Genomic DNA, 24,945 nt, shown 5'->3' with positions numbered 1-24,945 from the left:
CGGGGGGTCGGGCTGAACGCGCCTGGAACAAGTCCAGGTGTCAGCAATACTACACCCAAGCCCCGGCGACAACGCAAGTCTGCCGCCGGAGAACTTTGTGGCCGTCACCGGCCCGGCGTCTGCGGGGCAAACTCGCCGCATAGGTTCGCCGCGAGTCTCGCCCACCACCGTCACTGACGCCTGCCATTCGAGCCTAGAACCGCCAAAAGACCCGCGCTCGACCCAAGCGAAGGCGAGGCCACCGCACAATCAGACACAGCCGGACGACAGACCGCCAACAGACCCGCGCTTGGCCCGAGCGAAGGCGAGGCCACCGCACAATCAGACACAGCCGGACGACAGACCGCCAACAGACCCGCGCTTGGCCCGAGCGAAGGCGAGGCCACCGCACAATCAGACACAGCCGGACGACAGACCGCCAACAGACCCGCGCTTGGCCCGAGCGAAGGCGAGGCCACCGCCTATTCTGAACAGGTGACCGCCGAGAGCGACCGAACCGGGCTTCCTGGCCAACCGACTGCTAGGGGCGGACGTGTCGCCGCCTTCTTCGATCTCGACAAAACGGTGATCGCGAAGTCCAGCACGTACGTATTCAGCAAGCCGTTCTACGCGCAGGGCTTGCTGAACCGCCGCGCCGTGCTGGAGAGCAGTTACGCCCACTTCCTGTTTCTGCTGTCGGGCGCCGACCATGATCAGATGGAACGGATGCGCGCCCACTTGACCGCGATGTGTGCGGGCTGGGACGTGGAGCAGGTGAAATCCATTGTGGCGGAGACACTGCACGAACTGGTCGACCCACTGATCTACGCCGAGGCGGCCGACCTTATCGCTGACCACAAGATCCGCGGCCACGATGTGGTGATCGTGTCGGCGTCGGGTGAGGAAATCGTCGGCCCGATCGCCGAGGCGCTCGGCGCCTCGCATACGGCGGCGACCAGGGTGGTCGTCGAGAATGGTCACTACACCGGCGAGGTCGAGTTCTACTGCTATGGCAAGAGCAAGGTGACCGCCATCGAAAAGCTCGCCGCCACTGAGGGTTACGACCTACCGAGGTGTTACGCGTACTCCGATTCGGTGACCGATCTGCCGATGCTCGGCGCGGTGGGCCATCCAACAGCGGTGAACCCCGATCGCAATCTCCGCAAAGAAGCGACCGCACGCGGCTGGCCGATTTTGACGTTCTCCAATCCGGTATCGCTGTGGGCACGCTTCCAGGCTCCGTCATCGACCACCGTGGCCGCGACCGCCGCCGTCGCCTTGAGCGCGATCGTGGCCGGTGCGCTGAGCTATCGATTGCTGCGCCGCAAGCGCTGAATCCCGACTCATTGACGCGCGCCGTAGGGATGCGCGCGGGAGCATCGCCGGCGGCAAACGGAGGGTGTAGCGGCCAGGAATTGAACCATGAAACGCCGACCGACACGCCGTGTATCGAGGGCTTTTCCGGCCCTTGATGTGAGGGCAGTCACAGTGTAGAAAGGTAATTACGGAAGGCCGGAAGGCCAAGGCGGAGCCAGAAGAGAAGGTTCAGTCTCCCGACCTACCCTTCCCAGCACGGTCACCAGGCACCCACGCGGAGCGCGCCGCGTAAGGGCAAAAGCGTTGTGGGCCTGCGAAATGCGGATTGTCGACGGCGAGCGCCTCGCACAGGTTGCGGGGATGAACCGCCGGAGTCCGGATTGTCGCCGAGGCCGCAGAACACAACCCACCTAGCACGCTTGGTAACCCGGTGATCCGTGCTCGCGGGCGGTGAGGTCGTTCAGACGACACGCCGCCCGCTTTAGTGTGTCAATCCGCTAACCCGATGCTGAGTCCGCGATAGACGTGGCCTCCCGAGCTCCGTCCTCGAATGCCCCGCAGCACAGCAGTACCCAGCCACCGACCGCGTCGGGATCCCCCGCACCGAACCCGGCCGCCGCATCGAGGTAGGCCTGGCGGCGGCGCAGCCAGAACACCTCCGGCACGCCGAGGCTATGCGGGTCGAGACCACTGGAGGCCGCGACCAATCTGGATGCCGCCCGTGCCACTACGCCGTCGGCCGTCCCGAATGGCCGCAATGTCAACAGCTCGCCGTGCACCACCGCCGCGATGACCGGCGCGGGCGCGGTGGATCCGAGCACGGTCTGCACCAGCATGTCGAGCCGTTCGGCGACACCCGCCTCGCCGCGTGGGCGGCCGAGCGACGACTCGTCGGCGACCAGGTCGGCCGCGGCCAATAGATGCAGTCGAGCCAGTGCCTGCAACGGTGCTCGTTGCCAGGTGCCGACCAGATTCCGCAGTGCGTCGCCGTCAAGGGCCTGCCCGACCCGCAACGAGCCGGCCAGAATCGGGTCGTCCACCCGACCGTCGACGGCGGGTAGATCGGTGGTGCCCCCGTCGATCGCCGCGGAGGACCGGGCAGCGCGCACGGCTGCCTCGGCGGCGGTGGTCGGCCATCCGCGCCGGTTCGCCTTGTGCCTGTGCACGTCGGCGAGCGCGTCGCGGGCCCGGTCGGCGGCATCGCGCACTCCGGGCAGATCGACCAGTGGTTGTAGCGGATCGGTCACGGTATACGAGGCTACTTTGCACCGTGGCGAGCCGCTTTCGTCCCCCGCAGCCAGGAGTTGCGAGCATCGTCCTCGGGCTGCGGGGAGATCAGAGCCTCAGGCGGTGAGGAGATCACGGCCGGGGATTGCGTCGAGCAGCTTGCGCGTGTACTCCTCTCGTGGGTTGTCGAAGACCTCGTTGGTGGTGGCGGCCTCGACTACCTGCCCGCTCTGCATCACCAGGACGTTGTCCGCGATCTGACGGACCACTGCCAGGTCGTGAGTGATGAACAGGTAGGACAGCCCGAGCTCGGCCTGTAAGTCGTTGAGCAGCTTGAGGATTTGCGCCTGTACCAGGACATCGAGCGCAGAGACGGCCTCATCGCAGACCACGACCTCCGGCGACAACGCGAGCGCGCGTGCCACGGCGACGCGCTGGCGTTGCCCGCCCGACAGTTCGTTGGGATAGCGGCGCATGACGGTCGCGGGCAGTGAAACCTTGTCCAGCAGTTCACGAACCGTAGCTTCGCGTTCCTTGGCACTGCCGATCCTGTGCGTCCGCAGCGGCTCCTCGATGGTTCGATAGATCGAATACATCGGATCCAGTGATCCGTAGGGATCCTGGAAGATCGGCTGCACTCGGCGACGGAAGGCGAAGGCGCCCTTACGATCCAGCTTCGCTACCTCCTTGCCGTCGAAGGTGACCGATCCCGCTGTCGGTTCGAGCAGGCCGAGAACCATCTGCGCGACAGTGGATTTGCCCGATCCGGATTCGCCGACAATCGCAGTCGTCGTGCCGCGCGCAAGGCGGAACGACACATCGTCGACGGCTATGAAGTCTGTGGACTTCCATGGTGTACTGCCGCGAATCTTGAACGCCTTGGTCAGGTTCTGCGCGACGACCACGTCGTCGGGGACGGTCGCGGAATCTGCGGCCGCGGCCGCCGCATCCCCGGCGACCTGCACGGCCTGTTTGCGGATCTCGACGCGTTCGCGGACCGACGACAATCGCTGCGAGGCGAGCGAGGGCGCCGAGTTCACCAACCGCTTGGTGTAAAGGTGTTGCGGTTCGCGCAGAATCCGCAGGGCGGGACCGGATTCCACAACCCGGCCGCGATACATCACCACCAGATGCTCCGCACGCTCGGCCGCGAGACCGAGATCGTGCGTAATCAGCAGCACCGCGGTTCCGAGCTCGTCGGTGAGATCGTCGAGATGGTCCAGGATCTGCCGCTGCACGGTGACGTCGAGTGCCGAGGTCGGTTCGTCGGCGATCAATAGCTTGGGACGGCAGGCCAGCCCGATCGCGATGAGCGCGCGTTGGCGCATACCACCGGAGAATTCGTGCGGATACTGGTTGACGCGGCGCTGCGCGTCGGACATCCCCGCCTCCTCCAGCAGTTCCACGGCCCGTTTCCTGGCGTCATTGCCCTTCGCTATTCCGTTGGCCTCCAGGGTTTCCCGAATCTGGAATCCGATCTTCCATACCGGATTCAGGTTCGACATCGGGTCCTGCGGAACCAGACCGATCCCACTGCCCCGGACCGCGACGATGTCTTTTTTCGACGCCGCCGCGAGATCTTTTCCGTCGAACAGGATCGAGCCGGAGGTCACCTTCCCGGTACCGGGTAGCAGATCGATAATGCTGTGAGCGGTCGTGGTTTTCCCGGATCCCGATTCCCCGACGATCGCGACCGTCTGGCCGGGATACACCGACAGGCTGACATCGCGGACGGCGGCAACCTTCTTGCCCTCGGAACTGAAAGAGACATTGAGATCCTCGATCTCGAGCAGTGGCTGATCCGACATCGCCGCGGTCACCTCTTCCTGGCTTTTGGATCGAGCGCGTCCCGCACCGCGTCGCCCAACAGGATGAAGCTCAGCACGGTGAGCGCCAAAGCCGTTGCGGGATAGAACAAAATCGGCGACCCACCACGTAGCTCATGCTGATTGGTGTTGATATCGGAGCCCCAGGACACCACTGTGCGCGGCAGTCCGACACCGAGATACGACAGCGTCGCCTCGGTGACAATAAAGGCGCCGAGCCAAATAGTGGTGACAACGATCAGCGGTCCGGCCGAGTTCGGCAGCACATGGCGCAGCAGCGTCCGTATTCGTGACACACCCAAAGCCTTTGCGGCCGTGACATACTCGCTGTTCTTCGCCTCGATCACCGCGCTTCGCGCAATGCGCGCGGCCTGTGGCCAGGTAAACGCCGCCAGTATCAGGATGACGGTCCAAATGGTTCGCGAATCCAGCAACTGCATGATCACGATCGCCGCCAGCATCAGTGGAATCGCGTAGAAGATCTCCGCGACCCGCGACACCACCGAATCCAGTGGCCCGCCATAGAAGCCGGCGAGCGCGCCGAGGGTGCCGCCGACCAGCAGGAACAGTGTTGTCGCGCCCAACCCGGCCATGACCGAGGCACGCGCGCCGTACACGGTCCGGGTATAGACGTCACAACCCTGCTTGTCGAAACCGAACGGGTGCCCCGAACCGCGCGGATCCATGCTGAAATCGCCGTTGCAATAACGCGGATCCTGATCGGTGAACAGGCCAGGGAACACCACCACAATGACGACGAACACGATCAGCAGCGCGGCGACGATGAATATCGGGTTGCGGCGCAACTGCCGCCACGCATCCTGCCAGATGCTGGTCGGCGAACCGGATTCGTCGACCTGGTCGGTCGCGAGGACCTCCACCTCATCTGGTGGCGCGACGAAGTGCGGCTGCCGGTCCAGGGTCACTTTATCGAGGTCAGGCATATCGAATCCTCGGATCGAGTGCGGCGTAGAGCAGGTCGACGATCAGGTTCGAGATCAGGAAGATCACGATGAGCACCGTCACGAAGGAGACCACCGTCGGCGGTTCACCACGGGTGATCGCCTGATACATCGTTCCGCCTACACCTGGAATATTGAAAATGCCCTCGGTGACGACGGCACCACCGATCAGCGCACCGAGGTCCGCACCGAGGAACGTGATCACCGGGATCATCGAGTTGCGCAGAATATGCACCGTGACCACTCGTGGCCTGCCCAGCCCCTTCGCGGTCGCGGTCCGCACATAGTCGGCGGACATGTTCTCCGCCACCGAATTTCGAGTCAGCCGCAGTACATAGGCGAACGACAGCGCACCGAGCACGAACGCCGGAACGAGCAATTCGGTGAAACTCGCCTTCCCGGTGACGGTCACGGGCGCGATTCCCCATTTCACGCCCAGCACGAATTGGGCGAGGAAACCGATCACGAAGATCGGGACGGCGATGATGATCAGGCTGAGCACCAGCAGCGTCGAGTCGAACAGTTTCCCCTTGCGCAGGCCCGCGATCAGGCCGAACACAATCCCGAAGACACCTTCGATCAGCACAGCCATGAACGCGAGCTTGATCGTGATCGGGAACGCTCTCGCGAGTTCGTCGCGCACCGGCCGCCCCGAGAACGCCGTGCCGAAATCGAGCGTGAAGATGCCCTTCAGATACAGCAGGTATTGCATGAAGAACGGGCGGTCGAGGTGGTATCGCGCACGCAATTGCGCCTCAACCGCGGGCGTCATCGGCTTATCACCGGCCAGTGCTTGGATCGGGTCGCCGGGAACTAGGAACACCAGCGCATAGATGAGCAACGTCGCCCCGAGAAAGACGGGAATCATTTGGAGCAGGCGCCGCAAGATATACCAGGCCATTTCGTCTCCTGGGTGAGCGGCGGGCCGCGGTCGTCAACTCATGACGCCCGCGGCCCGCCGAAGCGGCTACTTCTCGATGTTCTCGAAGTCGAACAGACCGTTCCACGCGAGATCGGCCTTGCGCACCTTGTCCGAGCGACCCGCGGCGGCCAGATAGTCGAGGACCGGGATGTCGGCCATGTCCTTGATCAGCAGAGCCTGCGCCTGCGCGACGATCTTGTAGGACTCGTCGAGGGTCGGCGCGGCCAGGGCGGCGTCGAGCAGGTGGTCGAACTCGGGGTTGTTGTAGTTGACGTTATTGGTGTCGGAGTAGCTGTAGTACTGCGAGGTCAGGAACTGCAGCATGGTCGGGTAGTCGCCCTGCCAGCCATACCGGAACGCCTTGCCGATGGACTTGGCGTTCACCAGGTCTCGGATGTTCTTGAAGGTCGGGTACGGCGTTCCTACCGCGTCGATACCGAGGGTGTTCTTCACACTGTTGGCCACGGCCTCGATCCATGCCTGGTGGCCGCCGTCGGAGTTGTAGGCGATCTCGTAGCGGCCCGACCACGGCGACATGGCATCGGCCTGTGCCCACAGCTTCTTGGCCTCCTCCGGGTTGTACTTCAGAACCTCGGCGCCCGGGAGGTTTCCATTGAAACCGGGCAGGGTGCTCGCGGTGAAGTCGCGCGCGGGAGTCTTGGTGCCGTTGAAGATGGTCTCGCAGATCTGCTCTCGGTTGATCGCCATCGAGATCGCCCGGCGTCGCAGCAATCCCTCCTCGCCCGCGAAGTGCGGCACATTGGTCTGTACGCCGATGTGCTGGTTCTGCGCGGTCGGCGCGAGGATCGCGCGATCACCGAGGTCGTTCTCGTAGGAACTCAGCGCGCTGTCGGGAATGGTGTCGAGAGCGTCGAGATTGCCCGCCTGCAGATCCGAGTAGGCGGTATCGAACGACTGGTACATCACGAACCGCAGGCCCTTGTTCTTGGCCGGGCGTCCGCCCTGGTAATCCGGGTTGGGCAGCAGGTCGATCTTGACGTTGTGCTCCCACTTGTCGAACTTGTAGGGGCCGTTGCCGATCGGGTTCTCCCCGAATGCCTTCATGTCCTTGAACGCCGCATCAGGCAGCGGATAGAAAGGCGTATAACCGAGTTCGGTCTCGAAGTCGATGGACGGTTGCTCGAGCTCGACGGTGAAGGTCCGGTCGTCGACCACCTTCAGGCCTGACATCGTCTGTGCCGTCGGGTTTTCCGCCGAGACTTCCTTGAAGCCGACGATCGGGGTGAACACGTAGCTCTGCAGCTGCGCATTGGTGGCGAGGGCGCCGTAGTTCCAGGCATCGACGAAGGACTTGGCCATTACGGTGGTGCCGTCGGTGAACTTCCAGCCGGGCTTGATCGTAATCGTGTAGTTTTTACGGTCGGTCGTCTTGATCGACTCGGCCATCTCGTCGTGAGCGACGCCTTTGCCGTCGTAATACTTCAGACCGGCGAACATCCGGTCCAAAACCCGGCCACCCATGTTCTCGTTGGTATTGGTCGGTACCAACGGGTTCTGCGGCTCACCGCCATTGGTCGTGACGATGTCGGCGTCGGCGCTATCGCTCGACGAACAAGCGGACAGTCCAAGGCTTGTGGCCAGCAGGACTGCCGCAGTCAACGCTGTAGCTCTGTTGAATCTCAACGCGTTCTCCCGATTTCGAGACAGGCAAAGAGGATCTGTGCGGTACGCAGGAGATCACTTCCCCGCGAACCTCGATTAGATCCCCTTGGAATGCCTGGGACAGTAGCCATTTGGACGCGCGTTGTCACCGGATTGAATGAGGTTCGGTCCACTTGTTACCAATCCGGCAACATTGCCGAAACACCCGAAAGTTGGTGCCGAAAACGCTTATTCGCCGGAACAATGCCGCCGTGCGGGTCGTACCGGACTTGAAGAGGTTGAAGAAGACCATAACCAGCGCTGGGCCGGTTTGTCAGTCGATCCGACCGGTAACCCACACCGGTGACGGGATCGAAACCTCACGGATACACCCGACGGGCCCCGGCGGGGCGTCGGTCACAGATGATTACAGTCGAAGTGGCCCCCGGGCGCGTCGAATCGAGCGCCGCAGCTCACGTGAAAGAAGAGGCGAGATGACCGATACCACCGCCGACCACCGGGACTCGTATCCGCCGTTGCCCGCGTTCGCGGCCGCGGCCAACGCGGACGCCTCGCTGTATCAGCGGGCGGAGTCGGATCGCGACGGTTTCTGGGCCGAACAGGCCGGGCGGCTGCATTGGGATCAGCCATGGACGCAGGTCCTCGATTGGAGCGACGCGCCGGTCGCCAAGTGGTTCGCCGACGGCAAACTCAACGTCGCCTACAACTGCGTCGACCGGCACGTGCTCGACGGCCACGGCGATCAGATAGCCATCCACTGGGAAGGCGAACCGGGCGACTCCCGCGACATCACCTACAACGACCTACTCGCCGAAGTATCCAGGGCAGCGAACTATCTCACCGAACTCGGCCTCGAGGCCGGTGATCGGGTCGCCATCTATATGCCGATGGTGCCCGAGGCGATCGTATCGATGCTGGCCTGCGCGCGCCTCGGCCTTACCCACTCGGTGGTCTTCGCGGGGTTCTCCCCCACCGCACTGCGCCAACGCGTCGACGACGCCTCCGCGCGCCTGATCATCACCACCGACGGACAGTGGCGACGCGGTAAATCCGCGCCGCTCAAGGAGGCCGTGGACGAGGCGCTCTACGCCAAAGGCGATGTGCCGCACAGCGTCGAGCATGTGCTGGTCGTGCGGCGCACCAACGTAGAGGTGCCCTGGACCGAGGGCCGCGACGTGTGGTGGCACGAAACGGTCGCGAACGCGGCTGCCGAACATCAGCCGCAGCCCTTCGATGCCGAACATCCGCTGTTCATCCTTTACACCTCCGGCACCACCGGAAAGCCCAAGGGCATCCTGCACACCTCGGGCGGCTACCTGACCCAAGCCGCCTATACCCATCACAATGTGTTCGACCACAAGGCAGGCGACGACGTCTACTGGTGCACCGCGGATATCGGCTGGGTAACCGGGCACAGCTACATCGTCTACGGGCCACTGGCCAACCGCGCCACCCAGGTCGTCTACGAGGGCACCCCGAACTTCCCCGATGAGCACCGGCACTGGCAGATCGTCGAAAAATACGGTGTCACCATCTACTACACCGCTCCCACCCTGGTGCGGACGTTCATGAAATGGGGCCGGGAGATCCCCGGGGCGCACGATCTGTCAAGCATCCGACTGCTCGGATCGGTGGGTGAGCCTATCAACCCGGAAGCCTGGCGCTGGTTCCGTGAGGTAATCGGCGCGGGCAGCGCACCGATCGTGGATACCTGGTGGCAGACCGAGACCGGCGCCATCATGATCTCGCCCCTGCCCGGCGTTACCGCCGCCAAGCCGGGCGCCGCCATGGCCGCGCTGCCCGGCATCTCGGCGAAGGTCGTCGACGAGGAGGGCAAGCCGGTCGAGGTGGCCGATACCGCGGCCGTCGGATATCTGGTCCTGGACAAGCCGTGGCCGGCGATGTTGCGCGGCATCTGGGGAGATATGGAGCGCTACCGGGCCACCTATTGGGAGCGTTACGCCGATCAGGGCTGGTATTTCGCCGGCGACGGCGCGAAGCTCGACGCCGATGGCGACCTGTGGGTGCTCGGCCGGGTCGACGATGTCATGAACGTCTCCGGGCACCGGATCTCGACCGCCGAGGTCGAGTCGGCGCTGGTCGGGCACTCCGATGTCGCCGAAGCGGCAGTGGTCGGCGCCAGCGACGACACCACCGGTCAGGGCATTGTCGCGTTCGTCATCCTCACCGCCGAGGCCACCGACTCCGGCGCACCGCTGGTCGACGCGTTGAAGGCGGAGGTGTCGCGCGAGATCAGCCCGATCGCCCGGCCACGCGAAATCCATGTGGTGCCCGAGCTGCCCAAGACCCGCAGCGGCAAGATCATGCGCCGACTGCTGCGCGACGTCGCGGAGGGCCGGGAACTGGGCGATACCTCGACCTTGGTCGACCCGAATGTCTTCGAGGCGATTCGGGCCAGCCGGGCCTGATCCACGGCCCTGGGCACAGCGGCGTACGGCCGGTGCCCTCATTCGTCGCCGGCCGTACCCGTTAGAATTGCGCAAGGTGTGCCGGGAAGCCTGGTCGGCATGCGGTCGTGTACTCGATAGCCGAATCGGCGGGATTACGCGTCCGCGGCCTTGACCAACCCGCCGGAAGGTTTCCCGTGATCACCCGAATGCACTCGGAATTGACACGCTATTTGCGCACCGAAACAGTCGGCGGCGCAATGCTTCTCATAGCGGCAGCCACGGCGTTGCTGTGGGTGAATTCGCCGTGGGGCGCGAGCTACGTCACGATGACCGAGACGGTACTGCCAATCGCACCGCTGCACCTTGACCTGACGCTGGCCGACTGGACCAAGGATGGACTGCTGGCCATCTTCTTCTTCGTCGCCGGACTCGAACTCAAACGTGAACTCGTCGTCGGCGAACTCGCTGACCCCAGACGGGCCGCGCTCCCGATCATCGCCGCTGTCGGCGGCGTCGTCACCCCGGCGTTGATCGCACTGGCCGTCGGATTCGGTGTCGAGGGGATGGATCGCGGCTGGGCCATTCCGGTGGCTACCGATATCGCTTTCGCGCTAGCGGTGCTCGCCATGACCGGGTCCCGGATTCCGGCTAGCGCGCGGGTGTTCCTATTGAGCCTCGCGGTGGTCGACGACCTGCTCGCGATCATCCTCATCGCCGTGCTGTTCACCACAACCCTTTCGGTGCTGTGGCTGCTTGCCGCGGTGGGATGTTTCGCCGGATGGGCGCTGGCGCAGCACCGGCGGATCAGTTCGCCGTTCGTCTATATGCCATTGGCGCTGATTGCCTGGTATGCCCTGCACGAGGCGGGTATCCATCCGACCCTGGCCGGTGTCGGGCTCGGTCTGCTGACCCGAGTGAAAACCGATCCCGGCGAGGACGAGGCGCCCGCCACCCGGCTCGAGCATCTTATCCAGCCGATCTCGGCGGGACTGTGCGTGCCGCTTTTCGCATTGTTCGCATCCGGAGTTCCGTTGGACGGCAAGGTCTTCGGGCAATTGTTCACCGATAGGCTTTCGCTGGCCATCATTCTCGGGCTGCTACTCGGTAAAACTATCGGAATCTTCGGGATCAGCTGGGTGGCAATCAGGTTCGGCATCGCCAAGCGCCCGGCGAATCTCGGCTACCGTGACATGTTCGCCCTGTCGGTGCTCGGCGCGATCGGCTTCACGGTTAGCCTTCTCGTGGCAGAACTCGCATTGGCGGGTGTCGGCGACGACACCACCGTCGAATTGGCGAAGGCCGCGGTGTTGGTGACATCAATGACGGCGTCGCTGGCCGGTTCGGCGCTACTGTTGCGGCGTGGGCGTGTCCATCAGGCGCGTCACGATGCAGGTGCGTTACAACGACAGAACGGAGCGGCGTGAGCGACGTGCCCGGAGGCGGTAGCCTGCGTGACCACGAAGGGCACCGAGAGCGCCGCGTATTGAACGGAGCCGAGGCAGTGCCGGGACAGGGAGAAGGGTCGACCAAGTGAGTTTCACAGACGCCGGTAACGGAAACGACGGACGGCGCGACCGATCCGCATCGCACGATCCCGGCCGGACAGTCACCTCGATTCCGCTCACCGACGCCAACCCCGCCGGGTCGGCCAGCTTCGGCAGCCTGGTCCGCGACGCGACCGAACAGATGTCGATGCTGGTGCGCGCCGAGGTGGAACTGGCCAAGGCCGAGGTGACCGGCGAGATCAAGAAGGGGCTGCAGGGCAGCGTCTACTTCATCCTTGCGCTGACCGTTCTGCTGTTCAGCACCTTTTTCTTTTTCTTCTTCCTCGGTGAACTGCTGGATATCTGGCTGGCTCGCTGGGCGGCGTTCCTGATCGTGTTCGCGCTGATGATCGTCGCGACGGTGGCGCTGGCCGGGCTCGGCTATCTGCGGGTGCGGAAGCTGCGCGCACCCGAGAAGACGATCGATTCGCTCAAGCAGGCTCGCACCGTGCTCCCGAGCGGGTTCGGCGCCTCGCATGAGGAACCCCTCGCGCTCGACAAGCCGAGCAAATAACGTCAGCCAGGCGAATGGGCAGTTGAGCGCGCCGACCGCTAGGCTCGGTCGGCGTGTCGTCGAACCTGTTTCCGGATCCGTCCAGCGTCCGTTTTGACGGACCATGGACGCATCGGGACGTTCATGCCAACGGCATTAGATTTCATGTCGTCGAGGCCACCCCCGACCGCACGGATGCTCCGTTGGTGGTGCTGTTGCACGGTTTCGCCGACTTCTGGTGGTCGTGGCGACACCAGCTGACCGGCCTGGCCGAACTGGGTTACCGCGCGGTGGCGGTTGACCTGCGCGGCTATGGCGACAGCGACAAGCCACCGCGCGGCTATGACGGCTGGACGCTGGCGGGTGACGCCGCCGGACTCATCCGTGCCCTCGGCTACACCGAGGCCAGCCTGGTCGGACACGCCGAGGGCGGACTGGTCTGCTGGACGACCGCGGTACTGCATCCGCGACTCGTGCGTTCGATCGCGCTGGTGAGTTCACCGCATCCGGCCGCACTCAAGAGCGCGGTATTGCGCGACGGCCCCCAGCGTCGCACCTGGCTGCCCAACTTCCTGCGCTACCAGCTGCCGCGCTACCCCGAGAGCCTACTTACCGCGCACGACGGCTTCGAGGTCGAGCGGCTGCTGCGCCAGCGGGTGAGCAGATCATGGTCGGGCACTGCCGAATTCGTCGACACCGCCCGGAACATGCGCTCGGCCATCCAGATACCGGGGACGGCGCACTGCGCGCTGGAGTACCAGCGTTGGGCCTTCCGCAGCCAATGGAGACCGGACGGCAGGCGTTTCATGGCCACCATGCGCGACCCGATCGATATCCCGGTGCTCGCGTTGCGCGGCGAGCTCGACAACTACCTGCTGCGCCGCACCTTCCACCGCGGTCAGGAGTGGTCACCACGGCGGCGCCTTGCCACGATTCCCGATGCCGGGCACTTTGCCCACCAGGAAAACCCAACGGCCGTCACCACCGAGCTGGCCAAACTCCTCGCCTAACCAGGGCCGACATCAGTTCAGTACGCAGGCCCCGGTGTCGACCGGTGCGTTCTCGGCGGACGCGCTGTCGAGTTGGGCGCGGACCTCGCCGAGGGTGAGGACGTAGCCGGTGTCGTCGTCGGTAACGGCGGCACCGAATACGACGCCGAGCACTTCACCCTCGGTATCCACCAGCGGCCCACCGGAATTGCCTGCCCGAACCTGGCCGCGCACGGTGTACACCTCACGTTCCACGGTGCCGTTGCGGTAGATCGTCGGCCCGGTCAAGTCCAGCGTCTCGCGTACCCGGGCCGCGCTGGCCGTGTATGGTCCACCGCCCGGGTAGCCGAGGACGATGGCGCTGTCACCTGAACGCGCGGGCGAGGGAGCCTGCGGCACCACCGGAGCGGTGAGATCGGGCACCGCGAGCACCGCGACGTCCGTGGACGGATCGAACAACACCACGGTCGCGTCCAACGGGCCACGAGCCGTGTCGACCTTGACGCTGGTAGTGCCCGCGACCACGTGCGCGTTGGTCATCACTCGCTCGGGTGCAATCACGAAGCCCGAACCCTCCAGCGCCCGCTGGCAACTCGGCGCCACACCGCGGATTCGCAGCACGCTCTGTTGCAATGCGGCCGCGACCGGACTGGTGAGCACGCTGGCGTCCGGAGGTTCGACGGCCGCGATCGGCGCGCGGCCGAACGGTCCGATGACATCCGGCAGCCCTGAGGTATTGAGCAGCTTGGAGAATTCGTTCGGAACCCGGCGCAGCCAGTTCGGCGCGATGTTGTTGACGTCGGCGAGTACCCGAGATCCATTGATCGCGGTTGCGATGGCCGGTTGGGACGTCGAGGCCAGCGGCAACGCGAGCAGCCACGCGGTGACCAGCACCGCGACCGCCTGCAACAACGCACCGACCACACTGTCGACGCTGCGGGTGAGCGAATGCCGCATGCCACTGCGGGCGGCCCGGCCGAGCACCATTCCCGCGACCTCACCGACAATTACCAGCACCACGATCAGCAGCACTCCGGTGAGCACCCGGCCACGGCCCTCGTCGACATGGATCAGAATGTGCGGTGCGATCAGAATCCCCGCGACCGCGCCGAGCACCACACCGAGGAAGGCCAGTGCGGACGCGACCGCGCCCGACCGCCAACCCGATGAGGCGGCCAGCAAAGCCAGGAGCACGACCGCGATATCGAGCCAGGCCGATGAGCTCATAAAGTCATCCCTACTGCGGCAAGCGACGTCTCCAGATCACGAATGTCACCGTGATCCCAATCCCGTTCCCAGCCAGCGGCTTTGAACAATCCAGCGAGAATGCCGCCAGTCAGTCCCCAGACCAGCATGCCGTCCACCTGGAAGGCGGGGCTCATATAACCGACGCTGCCACGCACCATAAAGCGATTGGCAGGATCGAGTAGCTCGGCCAGCGGCACCCGCACGACTCTTTCGGTCTCGCCGTGATTCACGACTCCGACCTGCCTCGGGGTCCGCCAGTAGGCAACGACCGGGGTCACATCGAATCGCGATGGCGGAACGAATAATTTCGGCAGCACCGCGAACGGTTCCACGCCCTCGCGCGCCACACCGGTCTCCTCGCAGGCTTCCCGCAGAGCGGTATCGATGGGTCCGGTATCACTGGATTCGACCTCGCCGCCGGGGAAGGCGACCTGACCTCGATGCTGACGCATGGTGGAAGACCGCTGGGTGAGCAATACGTCCGCATCGACGGGCAATCCACCTGGCGAGTTCGGATCCGACTGCGGCGAGCCGCTGAACAGCACAAGCACCGCCGCCTGTCGTGGCGTGCCTTTGATCGTCATCGCCCGGCGCAGTGCTCGCGCCAGCGTCAGTGTGTCGGTGGTATCGGTACCCGATTCGCTTGCGCGGCGCAGCCACTGCGGGATGTTCTCCGGTACGGCCGTTGTCATGCCGCTACTCCCAATTCCGCCGCGACGGTGTCGGCGATGTCCTCGACTCCGTTGAAAGCGCGCACGACCACCTCGGCCACGGATCCATCCGCGCGCAGCAGCACCGATACCGGCAACACGGCGGGCGCGCCGACCGCGTTTCGCACGGTGGTCGCGCCGTCGAGCACGCCGGGCAGCGTCACCTTCAGATCGGCGAGCAGCGCGAGCGCCTTCGCCTCCTCCGGATCGCTATGCACGGTCAGCACCGTAATCGCGTTGCCCGCTCGTTGCGTGTACTCCTGCAGATACGGCAACTCGTTGGCACACGGCCTGCACCAATACGCCCACAGATTCAGCAACGCGGGTTTGCCGGCGAGGGCCGCGGCCAGGTCGACGGGCTTACCGTCGGCCAGGCAGCTGAGGCTGATCCCGGCCAGCGGCCCGTTCCCGACCGCGTTCGCCGCGGGTTGCGGACACGCGGACAGTCCAGCTTCGGCGCGCAACTGATCGGTCACCAGCGCACTCGGCCGCGACTGCCGCTGTCCGCCACCGGCGGTGGAATCGTCACCGCCGCGCGGCCACAGCGCAACCGCCGACGCCATCACGATGATCAACCCCGCCAGCGCCCAGCGCACAGCGACAGGGACCTGCGTCACCGGCCCACCAGCTCGAGCAGATGCTCCGCCTCCGGACCCTTCACCAGCTTCGCGGCGGTGTCCGGATCGGTGGGCCCGATCCCGAATGAGGGGCAGTCCTTGGCCAGTACACAGACGCCGCAAGCCGGCTTACGGGCATGGCAGACCCGGCGTCCGTGAAAGATCACCCGATGCGACAGCATCGTCCAGTCTTTGCGTTCGATGAGATTGCCAACGATGTGCTCGACCTTCACCGGATCTTCCTCGGTGGTCCAGCCCCAGCGGCGCACCAGGCGACCGAAGTGGGTGTCGACCGTGATACCCGGCACATCGAAGGCATTGCCGAGAATCACGTTGGCGGTCTTACGGCCGATGCCCGGCAATTTCACCAATTCGTCCAGAGTGTGAGGCAATTCACCGTCGTACCGTTCGACAAGGGCCTGCCCGAGCCCGATCAACGAGCTCGTCTTGTTGCGGAAGAACCCCGTCGGCCGAATGTATTCCTCCAGCTCGGCGCGGTTGGCCGCAGCATAAGCACGGGCATCCGGGTACTTGGCGAACAGCGCGGGCGTGGTGAGATTCACCCGCTCGTCGGTGCACTGTGCGGAAAGTATTGTGGCGACCGCTAATTCGAGCGATGTCGTGAAGTCGAGTTCGCAGTGCGCATCCGGGAACGCCACCGCGAGCATGCGGTTCATCCGGCGGGCCCTTCGGGTCAGGCCTAGCTGGGTTTCCGCTTGTCGCGCTCGGGATTTGCGCTTGGGAGCGGCGACTGTGGGGGGTTGCGCGTCGGTGGCCGCAGCGGCGGGCGAAGAGCCATCGACGGCGGCTGTAGAGGGAGAGACACGCACTCGTCCACCATACGGAACCACCGAGCAACGGTGCCCGTTCAGATGAACTGCCGTGTTCCATCTGAGACCTAGACCGTGTTTACTCCTCGGTATGCAAGGACTCGCTGTGGTGCTCTTCCCAGTGGTGCTGATGCTATTCGCACTGGTCATGGAGAGGGTCGAGAATCGGCTCCGCAAACTTCTCGAACCCGACGAAGAGGTTCAGCAGTACCTGGACAACGCAAGCAACGCCGAAGTGAAAGAGCTGACGAAGCTCGGTCTCCCCGCCGCCGTGGCCAGGATGCGCAAGCGCCGGTCACGTACCGAAGAACTGGACGTCGCCCGGGCCAGCTGAGCCCGCGGGCGCACCCCGCTTCAGCACGCCCGGCAAACCACTCGTAACGTGGTGTCGGTCACTGCGCTGCCACAATGCCGCGTAGAATGCGCTGTTGGCCGATTCGCTCGGTCCAGGACAGAGCCATTTCCCAAAGGAGCACATTCGTGGACGAGGCCCTCGCCAGAGCAGGCATCTTCCAAGGCGTAGAGCCCACCGCGGTCGCGGCTCTCGCCAAACAACTGCAGCCCGTGGACTTTCCACGCGGCCATGTCATCTTCAATGAGGGCGAACCCGGCGACAGGCTGTACATCATCACGTCGGGCAAGGTGAAGATCGGCCGACGTTCCCCGGATGGCAGAGAGAACCTGCTGACCATCATGGGGCCGTCGGATATGTTCGGCGAATTGTCGATCTTCGACCCCGGCCCCCGTACGTCGACCGCCACAACCGTGACCGAGGTTCGCGCCGTCACCATGGACCGCGAAGCACTCAAGTCCTGGATCGACCAGCGTCCCGAGATCGCCGAGCAGCTGCTGCGCGTTCTCGCACGTCGCCTGCGTCGTACCAACAACAACCTGGCCGATCTCATCTTCACCGATGTCCCAGGCCGGGTCGCCAAGGCGCTGCTGCAGCTCGCACAGCGGTTCGGCACCCAGGAGGCGGGCGCGTTGCGGGTCACCCACGACCTCACCCAGGAGGAGATCGCCCAGCTGGTCGGCGCCTCCCGCGAGACCGTGAACAAGGCACTCGCTGACTTCGCGCATCGTGGCTGGCTGCGGCTGGAGGGCAAGAGCGTGCTGATCTCCGATTCCGAGCGACTGGCCCGGCGCGCGCGCTGAGCCGACCCCATCGTTCGGGACGACTTTCGCCTGTCCTGGCGGAACTCGGGATCGAGTCGTAACGACTGCATTCGTTCCGACTGGATCCCGGCGTTCGCCGGGCGGGCGTTTGTGCGCGACTATCGGTCCTGTTCGGCGCGCAGGTATTCCAACTGCGCCTGCACCGAACTGCGGGCTGCGAGCCACAGTCGCTTGTCGACGTCGGCGTAGACCTTCCGCACCACCGCCATCGCGCCCGCATCGGGTCCGAGCTCCCGCAGTGCCTCGCGAACCTGGTCGAGACGCTGTTTACGGTGTGCGATGTAGTAGCGGGCCACCGGCTCGAGATCGGGATGGTCCGGTCCGTGCGCGGGTAGTAGTGCGCGCCCGGAACCCGCCTCGACCAGCCGGTCCAACGAGGCGAGGTAGTCCGCCAGCGCGCCGTCGCTGGAATCCAGTACGGTCGTTCCGCTGCCGAGGATCGTGTCACCGGTCAGTACCGCGTCATCGAGGACGAAGCTCACCGAGTCCTTGGTGTGCCCGGGGGTGTCCAGGACGGTAATGCGCAATCCGGCAGTTTCGATCACCTCGCCATCGATCAGCGGCGCGTCCGAACCACGCAGGAATTCCGGTGTCCCCGCCCGCACGGGGGTGCCGGTGAGCTTGACCAGGTGGTCGACGCCACCGGTGTGATCGTGGTGGCGATGGGTGACCAGCGTAAGGGCGATATTGCCCTCGGTGGCCCTGGCTATCGCCTCGCTGTGTGTCTTGTCCTTCGGGCCCGGATCGATAACCACACAGTCCGACCCACCCCGCGCGCGCAGAATCCAGGTGTTGGTGCCATCCAGGGTCATCTGCCCCGGATTGTCGGCGAGCAGGACGGACGCGGTCGGCGTCACCTGCCGCAGCTGCCCGTACGCGGGATGAGTCAGCGTCATCGGATTACCCCAGTCGATCGAAGTCGGTGTCCGAGAACCTGTTTAGCGCACCTCGGCGATGAGTTCGACCTCGACCGGGGTGTTCCGGGGCAGTTCGGACACGCCTACGGCCGAACGCGCGTGCACGCCCGCGTCACCGAATACCGTACCGAGGAACTCGGAGGCGCCGTTGATCACGACCGGCTGGTCACCGAAACCCGGTGCGGAGGCGACGAATCCGACCACCTTCACGATCCGCACCACCGCGTCGAGCCCGACCAGGTCATGCACCGCGGCCAGGGCGTTGAGCGCGCACAGCTGCGCGGCTTCCTTGGCCGCCGCGACGGTCACCTCCGCGCCGACCTTGCCGACCGCCGACAGCTGACCGTCCACGAACGGCAGCTGACCGGAGGTGTAGACGAGCGAACCGGTACGGACCGCCGGGATATACGCGGCGACCGGTGCCACGACCGGAGGCAGGGTCAATCCGAGCTGGGCGAGATTCTTCTCCCACTGAGTCACTGCTGATATCCCTTCTCTACTTGGGTCGCTTGAGGTAGGCGACATGCTGTTCGCCGGTCGGGCCTGGAAGCACGGTCACCAGCTCCCAACCGTCGGAACCCCACTGATCGAGGATCTGCTTGGTCGCGTGCGTCAAAAGCGGAACGGTTGCGTACTCCCACACGGTCACATCACTCATAACGGTGAGCGTATAGCGGTGTCCGAGCTACCGCGCTTGCGGCTCGACGACCACGGGATCTCACTGTCTGGCACAGATGGGCTCAAAAACAGACCAGTAACCCTATCCCTCGGGCGCGACCTCGGACCGGGTTATAGGCTCGCGATCGTGGGAGTACCAACAGCAGTGCCCATTTCGGCGGAGCCGGGGCCAGAAACGGGTTGGCCGGCACGTGCGGAAAAGGCCCGCTTACACTACGTTTCCGGAAAAGGGGGGACTGGGAAATCCACGGTGGCCGCGGCATTGGCGCTTGCGCTTGCCGCCGGTGGCAGGCGAGTACTCCTGGTCGAGGTGGAGAGCAGGCAGTCCATTGCGCAGCTGTTCGATCTGCCGCCGCTGCCGCCCACCGAAACCCGTATCGCCACCGCGGACGGTGGCGGCGAGGTGGTCGCGCTCGCACTCGATATCGAGCACGCTTTTCTCGAATATCTGGATATGTTCTACAACCTGGGCTTCGCCGGGCGGGCAATGCGCCGGATGGGCGCCATCGAGTTCGTCACCACCATCGCCCCCGGCCTGCGCGACGTGATACTGACCGGCAAGATCAAGGAATGCGCGGTCCGCACGGATAAGTCCGGCAAGCTCGCCTACGACGAGATCGTCGTCGACGCGCCGCCAACCGGCCGAATTACCAGCTTCCTCGATGTCACCAAGGCCATGGCGGAGGTAGCCAAGGGCGGGCCGGTCGCCTCGCAAGCCGAGGGCGTCTCGAAACTCCTGCATTCCGATCTGACGCTGATTCACCTGGTCACGCTGCTGGAGGCGCTGCCGGTGCAGGAAACCGCCGACGCGATCGCCGAATTAGAGGCCGCCGACCTGCGGATCGGCACGGTCATCGTGAATCGGGCGAGCAAAGGGCTGCTGCCCGCCGAGGTGCGCAATCGCGCCGCAGAGGGCGATATCGACACCGACGCCATCCGCGCCGGGCTCGCCGAGGCCGGAATCTCGCTGTCCGACCAGGACTTCCAGGGTCTGATCACCGAAACCGTCGAACATTCGGCCACCCTGCGAGCGCAGGACGACAGCGCGGGTGAACTCGCCAAGGTGGATGTGTCCCGGATGTACCTGCCTGCCCTCACCGACGGGATGGACCTCGGTGGTCTCTACGAATTGGCCGAACAGCTGAGCGCGCAGGGAGTCCGATGAGTACGCCGAGCACGAATGTCGCTGCGCTACTAGATATTTCGAAGATCATAGCGGATCGCACCGCCCGCATCGTTGTCTGCTGCGGCTCCGGCGGCGTCGGTAAGACGACCACCGCCGCGGCGATCGCGCTGCGCGCGGCCGAGCAAGGCCGCAAAGTAGTGGTGTTGACCATAGACCCGGCTCGCCGCCTGGCCCAGTCACTTGGCGTCGCCGAGTTGGACAACGCCCCACAGCGGGTCCCCCTCAGACCCGAGGTCACCGGCGAACTGCACGCGATGATGCTCAATATGCGCCGCACCTTCGACGACATGGTGCTCGAGCACACCAGCCCGGACAAGGCCGAGCAGATTTTCGCCAACCCCTTCTATCAGACCGTCGCGTCCTCCTTCGGCGGAACGCAGGAGTACATGGCGATGGAAAAGCTCGGCCAGCTCGCCGCGCGCAAAGAGTGGGACCTGATCGTGGTCGACACTCCCCCGTCGCGAAATGCGCTGGACTTCCTCGACGCGCCGAGGCGGCTGGGGAATTTCCTCAACGGCAGGATGATCCGGGTGATCATGGCCCCCGGCCGGGGCGTCACACGCTTGGTGACCGGCGCGATGAGCCTGGCGGTTCGTGGAGTTTCCACCATCGTCGGCGGTCAGATGCTCAAGGACGCGTCGAATTTCCTGCAGTCGCTGGAGTCGCTGTTCGGCGGCTTCCAGGACCGCGCCGACCGGACCTACGCGATGTTGTCCAGGCCGGGCACGCATTTCCTCGTGGTCGCGTCCGCCGAACCGGACGCACTACGAGAGGCGTCGTTCTTCGTCGACCGGCTCTCGACCGAGAGCATGCCACTGGCCGGATTGGTATTGAACCGAACCCATCCGGCGCTGAGCTCGTTGCCTGCCGACCACGCACTGACAGCCGCCGATCAGTTGGCCGAGACCGACCCGATCACCTCGTCGGTATTGCGGATCCACGCTCAGCGCGTCGCTACCGCAAAGCGAGAACAGCATCTGCTGCACCGATTTACCGGCGCGCACCCGCGAGTCCCGATCGTCTCGGTGACCGCGCTGCCGTTCGAAGTCTCCGACCTCGAGGCGCTACAGGTGGTCGGTGATCAACTCACCGGCACCCCGACGCCCGCGCCGGTCGTTATATCCGATTGATATGCCCGTAAAACGCCGAACCGAGCCCGCTGCCACGGGCTCGGTTCGGATTCGACGGGACTAGATCGCCACCTGATGCTGGCGCTGAGCTTGGAAGAAGTCCGACCAAGACGTCACCTCGGGGTGCTGCTTCAACAGTGCACGCCGCTGCCGCTCGGTCATCCCACCCCACACACCGAACTCGACCCGATTGTCGAGCGCATCGGCTCCGCACTGCATCAACACCGGGCAGTGCCTGCAAATCGTCGCCGCTTTGCGCTGGGCAGCGCCGCGAACGAACAGCTGATCTGGATCCACTTCCTTGCATCGCGCCTGGGCAACCCAGGCGATCCTTGCTTCGGCCTGCTCTACGTCCAATCGAGCGATGGGGGTTGTCATATGCATTTGGTGTGCCCCTTTGCAGTCCGAACACCGGTCACGGCGCTCCAGAATCGCGTGTCAGCGTCGCAGCAAACCCAAACCCCGCTGCGAACCGCACCACATTCCACTTTGAGTGTTAGCTCTATCACACTGAGCTCTCAATCTAGGTAAAGGTATACCCCGAGCGCAAGACCGTCTCGAGACTTTTTGGTACGACCGTCCCTCGAACCGTGATAGAGAACCGGGCGGTCGACTCGACACGCAGGTCGCCCTTTCGGCGACACGCCAGAACCGGTCCGACGACACGCCCATTCAGGCTCTGGAATCGTCACTTCTGACGGACTGACAAACACCACGGCGAGCGCCGCACGCACACCCCGTAGGGTGGCATCGTGCCGATCACACAAACGCTCGCGCGGCTGGCCGGCAGCTGCGCGCTGGCCGCAGTGCTCATCGCGGGGCTGCTGTTCCCGCTCGCAGGCGGTTTCGGGTTCGTGTCCAACCGTGCCGCCGACGCCGTCGACAACGTGTCCTCGGAACTAGTAGAGGGCACCGCCCCCGCCGTCTCGACCATGGTCGACGCGAACGGATCGCCGATTGCCTGGCTCTACGACCAGCGCCGCTTCGAGGTCCCCAGCGACAAGATCTCCAACAATATGAAGTTGGCGATCGTCTCCATCGAGGACAGGCGCTTCGCCGAGCACGCGGGCGTCGACTGGCAGGGCACGATGCGCGCGTTCCTGACCAACACGAGCAGCGGTGAGGTCCAGCAGGGCGCGTCCACGCTCGACCAACAGTATGTAAAGAACTTCCAGCTGCTCGTCGTGGCCAAGACCGACGCCGAACGCCGCGCCGCCATCGAGACATCGCCGGCGCGCAAGATCCGCGAGATCCGGATGGCCCTCACCCTGGACCGGGAATTAACCAAGGACGAGGTCCTCACCAGGTATCTCAACCTCGTCCCGTTCGGCAACTCCTCCTACGGCATCCAGGACGCGGCGCAGACATACTTCGGTATCGACGCTGCCGACCTGAACGTGCCCCAGGCGGCGATGCTGGCCGGCATGGTGCAGTCCAGCTCCAAGCTGAACCCCTATACCAACACCGAAGGCGTGACGACTCGGCGCAACACCGTGCTCGACACGATGATCCAGAACATCCCCAGCCGCGCCGAAGAATTTCGCAAGGCCAAGACCGAACCGCTCGGTGTGCTGCCGGAGCCCAAGGGCCTGCCGCGCGGCTGCATCGCGGCCAACGACCGCGGCTTCTTCTGCGACTACGCGCTGCAGTATCTGGCCAACGCGGGCATCAGCCGCGAGCAGATCGACAAGGGCGGCTACCTGATCAAGACCACCCTCGACCCCGCCGTACAGGATTCGGTGAAGCGGTCGGTATCGGAGGCGGCCAACCCGAACCTCGAGGACGTCGCGCAGGTCATGTCGGTGGTCGCCCCCGGACAGGATTCGCATCCACTGCTCGCGATGGCGAGCAGTCGAACCTACGGCCTCAACCGGGATGCGAACGAGACAGTACAACCGCAGCCGTATTCGATGGTCGGTGACGGCGCGGGCTCTATTTTCAAGATCTTCACCACCGCCGCTGCCATGGAAAAGGGCTTGGGCATCGACGCCCAACTCGATGTACCCGGCCGGTTCGAGGCGAGGGGCATGGGTAACGGTGGCGCCCGCGGCTGCCCGGCCGCCACCTACTGCGTGGAGAACGCGGGCAAATACAAGTCGCCGATGTCGGTCACCGAGGCGCTGGCCACCTCGCCGAATACCGCGTTCGTCAAGCTCATCCAGGCCGTCGGCGTCACTCCGACCGTCGATATGGCAATCCGGCTCGGCATGCGCTCTTACACCGAGCCAGGCAGCTCCGGGCACGGCAACCAGAACCTCGCGGACATGATCAAGGAACAGAACTTGGGTTCGTTCACCCTCGGTCCGGTCGCGATCAACCCGCTGGAACTGTCGAATGTCGCCGCCACGCTCGGCTCCGGTGGCCGCTGGTGCCCGCCGTCGCCGATCAAGGAAGTCGTCGACCGCTCCGGCAAAACGGTGCCGCTGACGCAGCAGGCTTGTGAACAGGTCATCGATCCCGGTCTGGCCAACACCCTCGCCAACGCGATGAGCAAGGACGACGTGAGCGGCACCGCCGCGGGCGCGGCGCAGGCGGCCGGCTGGAACTTCCCGATGTCGGCGAAGACGGGTACCACTGAAAGCCACAGGTCCTCGGCCTTCCTCGGGTTCACCAACGCGCTGGCCGCCGCCGCCTATGTCTACGGTGATAGCCCGACTCCCGGCGAGATCTGCTCGTTCCCGCTGCGTCCCTGTGGCGACGGAAACTTGTTCGGCGGTAATGAACCCGCGCGCACGTTCTTCAATGCGATCAAACCGGTAATGTCCGAATTCCCGCCACCGGGGCTGCCACCACTGGACGACAAATATGTCCGCGGCTCGGACGGCGCGCAAGTTCCTGACGTAGCGGGCATGACGCAGGGTGAGGCGACCTCCAAGCTGGTGGCCGCGGGCTTCCAGGTCTCGCCGGTGACCGGGGTCGGTTCGCAAGCCAAAGGCACCGTGATGGGGACCGCGCCGAATGGATCAGCAATTCCGGGCTCGGTGATCACGATCTATATCAGCGACGGAACGGAACGGGCCGCACCACCGCCGGGCCCGGCACCCGCCCCGCCGCCGCCCGGATTCCCCGGTCTACCGCCGCCGCCGCGGCTGCCTCCGATTCCTATACCGATCCCGATACCCGGTCGATAGCCAAAAACACCGCCGCCCCGGACACAGTG

At 64.8% G+C, this 24,945-nt stretch carries 23 protein-coding genes; 10 read left to right on the top strand and 13 right to left on the bottom strand.

Annotated features, from left to right (window positions below):
• Positions 1-474 precede the first annotated feature (474 nt).
• Positions 475-1,314, top strand: a complete 840-nt coding sequence (locus LKE06_RS08720) for an HAD family hydrolase (RefSeq protein ID WP_227998096.1) — start codon at positions 475-477, stop codon at positions 1,312-1,314.
• A 479-nt stretch (positions 1,315-1,793) separates the two neighbouring features.
• On the opposite strand, the gene LKE06_RS08715 is transcribed toward LKE06_RS08720, so the two are convergent.
• The 5 genes from LKE06_RS08715 to LKE06_RS08695 all read right to left on the bottom strand — a co-directional run bounded on the left by LKE06_RS08715 (position 1,794) and on the right by LKE06_RS08695 (position 7,853).
• Positions 1,794-2,543: a Fic family protein gene (locus LKE06_RS08715; RefSeq protein WP_227998095.1), complete on the bottom strand. Its 750-nt coding sequence runs from the start codon at positions 2,541-2,543 to the stop codon at positions 1,794-1,796.
• A 96-nt stretch (positions 2,544-2,639) separates the two neighbouring features.
• Positions 2,640-4,331, bottom strand: coding sequence for a dipeptide ABC transporter ATP-binding protein (locus tag LKE06_RS08710; protein ID WP_227998094.1), 1,692 nt, complete (start codon positions 4,329-4,331; stop codon positions 2,640-2,642).
• 8 nt (positions 4,332-4,339) lie between these two features.
• On the bottom strand, positions 4,340-5,293 hold the full coding sequence (locus LKE06_RS08705) for an ABC transporter permease (RefSeq protein WP_227998092.1): 954 nt from the start codon (positions 5,291-5,293) through the stop codon (positions 4,340-4,342).
• Positions 5,286-6,212 (bottom strand): ABC transporter permease, encoded by a 927-nt coding sequence (locus tag LKE06_RS08700; protein ID WP_227998091.1) that lies wholly within the window; start codon positions 6,210-6,212, stop codon positions 5,286-5,288. The genes LKE06_RS08705 and LKE06_RS08700 overlap by 8 nt, the downstream gene beginning before the upstream one ends.
• Positions 6,213-6,278: 66 nt before the next feature.
• Positions 6,279-7,853, bottom strand: a complete 1,575-nt coding sequence (locus LKE06_RS08695) for a peptide ABC transporter substrate-binding protein (protein ID WP_227998088.1) — start codon at positions 7,851-7,853, stop codon at positions 6,279-6,281.
• Between the two features lie 476 nt (positions 7,854-8,329).
• Here LKE06_RS08695 and acs point away from each other — a divergent pair, with 476 nt between their 5' ends.
• From acs to LKE06_RS08675, 4 genes are all read left to right on the top strand, one after another.
• The gene (gene acs, locus LKE06_RS08690; protein WP_227998087.1) at positions 8,330-10,285 is read left to right on the top strand and encodes an acetate--CoA ligase; all 1,956 of its coding nucleotides are present in this window, start codon (positions 8,330-8,332) and stop codon (positions 10,283-10,285) included.
• 176 nt (positions 10,286-10,461) lie between these two features.
• Positions 10,462-11,691, top strand: coding sequence for a Na+/H+ antiporter NhaA (gene nhaA / locus LKE06_RS08685; RefSeq protein ID WP_372477305.1), 1,230 nt, complete (start codon positions 10,462-10,464; stop codon positions 11,689-11,691).
• Between the two features lie 106 nt (positions 11,692-11,797).
• A complete protein-coding gene (locus LKE06_RS08680) occupies positions 11,798-12,325 on the top strand; it encodes a phage holin family protein (RefSeq protein WP_372477304.1) in 528 nt (175 codons plus the stop codon).
• Positions 12,326-12,378: 53 nt separating this feature from the next.
• On the top strand, positions 12,379-13,314 hold the full coding sequence (locus tag LKE06_RS08675; protein WP_227998086.1) for an alpha/beta fold hydrolase: 936 nt from the start codon (positions 12,379-12,381) through the stop codon (positions 13,312-13,314).
• Between the two features lie 12 nt (positions 13,315-13,326).
• Here the strand turns inward: LKE06_RS08675 and LKE06_RS08670 are convergent, their stop codons facing one another.
• From LKE06_RS08670 to nth, 4 genes are read right to left on the bottom strand one after another with little or no spacing between them, the layout of a single operon-like run.
• Positions 13,327-14,520: a MarP family serine protease gene (locus tag LKE06_RS08670; RefSeq protein ID WP_227998085.1), complete on the bottom strand. Its 1,194-nt coding sequence runs from the start codon at positions 14,518-14,520 to the stop codon at positions 13,327-13,329.
• Positions 14,517-15,233: an NUDIX hydrolase gene (locus LKE06_RS08665; RefSeq protein ID WP_227998084.1), complete on the bottom strand. Its 717-nt coding sequence runs from the start codon at positions 15,231-15,233 to the stop codon at positions 14,517-14,519. The genes LKE06_RS08670 and LKE06_RS08665 overlap by 4 nt, the downstream gene beginning before the upstream one ends.
• Positions 15,230-15,814, bottom strand: a complete 585-nt coding sequence (locus LKE06_RS08660; RefSeq protein ID WP_227999351.1) for a TlpA family protein disulfide reductase — start codon at positions 15,812-15,814, stop codon at positions 15,230-15,232. Before LKE06_RS08660 ends, LKE06_RS08665 begins: the two co-directional genes overlap by 4 nt.
• A 50-nt stretch (positions 15,815-15,864) precedes the next feature.
• Positions 15,865-16,566, bottom strand: coding sequence for an endonuclease III (nth, locus tag LKE06_RS08655; protein ID WP_227999350.1), 702 nt, complete (start codon positions 16,564-16,566; stop codon positions 15,865-15,867).
• Positions 16,567-16,804: 238 nt separating this feature from the next.
• On the opposite strand from nth, the gene LKE06_RS08650 reads away from it, so the two are divergent.
• Both LKE06_RS08650 and LKE06_RS08645 read left to right on the top strand, forming a co-directional pair.
• Complete coding sequence (locus tag LKE06_RS08650) at positions 16,805-17,032, top strand: hypothetical protein (protein ID WP_227998082.1); 228 nt, start codon at positions 16,805-16,807, stop codon at positions 17,030-17,032.
• Between the two features lie 146 nt (positions 17,033-17,178).
• Positions 17,179-17,853, top strand: coding sequence for a Crp/Fnr family transcriptional regulator (locus LKE06_RS08645; protein WP_014348619.1), 675 nt, complete (start codon positions 17,179-17,181; stop codon positions 17,851-17,853).
• A gap of 119 nt (positions 17,854-17,972) precedes the next feature.
• Here the strand turns inward: LKE06_RS08645 and LKE06_RS08640 are convergent, their stop codons facing one another.
• The 3 genes from LKE06_RS08640 to sp36 are packed head-to-tail and all read right to left on the bottom strand — an operon-like array spanning position 17,973 to position 19,449.
• The gene (locus LKE06_RS08640) at positions 17,973-18,770 is read right to left on the bottom strand and encodes an MBL fold metallo-hydrolase (RefSeq protein WP_227998081.1); all 798 of its coding nucleotides are present in this window, start codon (positions 18,768-18,770) and stop codon (positions 17,973-17,975) included.
• Between the two features lie 42 nt (positions 18,771-18,812).
• Positions 18,813-19,316, bottom strand: coding sequence for a RidA family protein (locus LKE06_RS08635; protein WP_255648474.1), 504 nt, complete (start codon positions 19,314-19,316; stop codon positions 18,813-18,815).
• Entirely contained in the window at positions 19,288-19,449 is a 162-nt protein-coding gene (sp36, locus tag LKE06_RS08630) for a Sp36 family protein (protein ID WP_227998080.1), read from the bottom strand. Before sp36 ends, LKE06_RS08635 begins: the two co-directional genes overlap by 29 nt.
• Positions 19,450-19,614: 165 nt before the next feature.
• Between sp36 and bagA the strand changes: the two genes are divergently transcribed.
• A complete protein-coding gene (gene bagA, locus LKE06_RS08625; RefSeq protein ID WP_227999348.1) occupies positions 19,615-20,634 on the top strand; it encodes an ATPase BagA in 1,020 nt (339 codons plus the stop codon).
• Positions 20,631-21,785, top strand: coding sequence for an ATPase BagB (gene bagB / locus LKE06_RS08620; RefSeq protein WP_227998079.1), 1,155 nt, complete (start codon positions 20,631-20,633; stop codon positions 21,783-21,785). The genes bagA and bagB overlap by 4 nt, the downstream gene beginning before the upstream one ends.
• Before the next feature lie 60 nt (positions 21,786-21,845).
• On the opposite strand, the gene LKE06_RS08615 is transcribed toward bagB, so the two are convergent.
• Positions 21,846-22,169: a WhiB family transcriptional regulator gene (locus LKE06_RS08615; protein ID WP_305082794.1), complete on the bottom strand. Its 324-nt coding sequence runs from the start codon at positions 22,167-22,169 to the stop codon at positions 21,846-21,848.
• 368 nt (positions 22,170-22,537) lie between these two features.
• Between LKE06_RS08615 and LKE06_RS08610 the strand changes: the two genes are divergently transcribed.
• Positions 22,538-24,916: a penicillin-binding protein gene (locus LKE06_RS08610; RefSeq protein ID WP_227998077.1), complete on the top strand. Its 2,379-nt coding sequence runs from the start codon at positions 22,538-22,540 to the stop codon at positions 24,914-24,916.
• Positions 24,917-24,945: the final 29 nt, after the last annotated feature.

The sequence above is a fragment of the Nocardia australiensis genome (assembly GCF_020733705.1).
GTDB lineage: Bacteria > Actinomycetota > Actinomycetes > Mycobacteriales > Mycobacteriaceae > Nocardia > Nocardia australiensis.
The sequence above is the reverse complement of the archived record's forward strand: the minus strand, read 5'-3'. Positions and strand labels throughout refer to the sequence as shown.